Origin of the sequence: Archangium sp. (genome assembly GCF_036389735.1) — a bacterium.
GTDB lineage: Bacteria > Myxococcota > Myxococcia > Myxococcales > Myxococcaceae > Archangium.
Genome location: NZ_DASVWK010000671.1, coordinates 1 through 1,810 on the forward strand (window position 1 = coordinate 1; position 1,810 = coordinate 1,810).

1 protein-coding gene and 1 pseudogene are annotated in these 1,810 nt (G+C 69.4%); one reads left to right on the forward strand and one right to left on the reverse strand.

Annotated elements, in window-relative coordinates:
- Nucleotides 1–13 precede the first annotated feature (13 nt).
- Nucleotides 14–1,423 (forward strand): deoxyribodipyrimidine photo-lyase, encoded by a 1,410-nt coding sequence (locus VF794_RS23545; RefSeq protein WP_331114047.1) that lies wholly within the window; start codon nucleotides 14–16, stop codon nucleotides 1,421–1,423.
- 5 nt (nucleotides 1,424–1,428) lie between these two features.
- Here VF794_RS23545 and VF794_RS23550 read toward each other — a convergent pair.
- Nucleotides 1,429–1,810 (reverse strand): annotated as a pseudogene (locus VF794_RS23550) (FAD-dependent oxidoreductase); the annotation flags it as partial.

A 1,810-nucleotide genomic window follows, 5' to 3' on the forward strand; every position in this document is an offset into this window, starting at 1 on the left:
CTGACCTCCTCCTATGCCTGACAAGACCATCGAGGAGGGCCGCATCCAGCGGCTCAACACCCGTGAGGTACGGGGCGGCGACTACATCCTCTATTGGATGCAGCAGAGCCAGCGCGCCGAGTTCAACCCCGCGCTGGAGTACGCCATCCAGCGGGCCAACGAGGCGAAGCTGCCGCTGCTGGTGGGCTTCGGCCTCATGGACGGCTACCCCGAGGCCAACGTCCGCCACTACCGTTTCATGCTGGAGGGGCTCCAGGACACGCAGCGGGCGCTGGCGCGCCGGAAGATTCCGCTCGTGGTCCAGCGCGGCGCTCCGGATGCGGTGGCCCTGAAGCTCGCGCGGCACGCGGCCCTCGTGGTGTGTGACCGCGGGTACCTGCGCCACCAGAAGCAGTGGCGCATGACGGTGGCCGACATGGCCGCATGCCCGGTGATTCAAGTCGAGGGCGATGTGGTGGTGCCGGTGCGGGCCGCCTCCGGCAAGGCCGAGTTCGCCGCTCGCACCCTCCGCCCCAAGATCCACCGCCTCTGGAGCGCGTACCTCGTGGACCTCGCGCCCACGCCACTCAAGAGCGACTCGCTGGGGCTCGGCGTGAAGGGGCTCGACCTGGAGAACCTCGACGCGGTGCTGGCGAAGCTGGACCTGGACCGCTCGGTGCCTCCGGTGAGCCACCGCTTCAAGGGCGGCACGGGCGAGGCGAAGCGCCTGTTGCGCAAGTTCTTCACCGAGCACCTCCCCGTGTACCAGGAGAGCCGGCCCCACCCCGAGACGACGCACGTCTCGCACATGAGCAAGTACCTTCACTTCGGGCAGGTGAGCCCCGTGGCCGTGGCGCTCGCCGCGCGCGAGGCGAAGGCGGCAGATCCCCAGCGCGAGAGCTTCCTGGAGGAGCTCATCGTCCGGCGTGAGCTGGCACAGAACTTCGCCGAGTACACACCCCACTACGACTCCTTCGAGTGCCTGCCCGAGTGGGCGCGCAAGACGCTCGACAAGCACCGGAGCGACGAGCGGTACCACCAGTACACGCCGGAGCAGTTGGAGCGGTCGGGGACGCACGACCCGTACTGGAACGCGGCCATGCGGGAGATGCGCTACACGGGCTACCTGCACAACGCCATGCGCATGTATTGGGGGAAGAAGATCCTCGAGTGGAGCAGCACCCCCGAGCATGGCCACCGCACGGCGCTCGCGCTCAACAACCGCTACTTCCTGGATGGGCGCGACGCCAACTCGTACACGAACATCGGCTGGGTGTTCGGCCTGCATGACCGGCCCTGGGGCGAGCGCGAAATCTTCGGCACCGTGCGCTACATGTCCTCCGGCGGTCTGGAGCGAAAGGCGGACATGGAGGCGTACCTCGCCAAGGTGGACACGCTCGTGGCCGAGGCGAAGGCGGCCGGCGTGCGCTTCGAGGGCGACTGAGCCCTTCACCCGCGCGCGATGCACGCGGCGGTGCGCACGCCCCCGAGCGCCGTGGCCAGCGTGCTCTGTCCCGGAAACACCGAGTCCCCCACCAGCCACAGTCCGTCCATCACCTCCCGAGGGCCCAGCGTGCGGTAGTGGTGCAGCCCCGCCCTTCGTGGCACTCCGCCCACCGCGCCCCCCTCTCGCTGGGTGAAGCGCTCGAAGGTGCGCGGGGACGCCGTCAGCTCGTGGTGCACGTTCTCCAACCACTCGGGCGCCAGTCGCGCGAGCCCCAGCCGCATCCGCTCCTGGATGGTGGCGATGTGGCGGGCCCGCTCCGCCTCGTTCTTCCCCGCCAGCGTTCGCAGCGCCACGTGGGTGGAGACGGTGAGCGTGCGGTGGCCC

Coding starts and splice junctions, on each gene's coding strand:
- VF794_RS23545 (WP_331114047.1), top strand. CDS start 14: ATGCCTGACAAGACCATCGAGGAGGGCCGCATCCAGCGGCTCAACACC.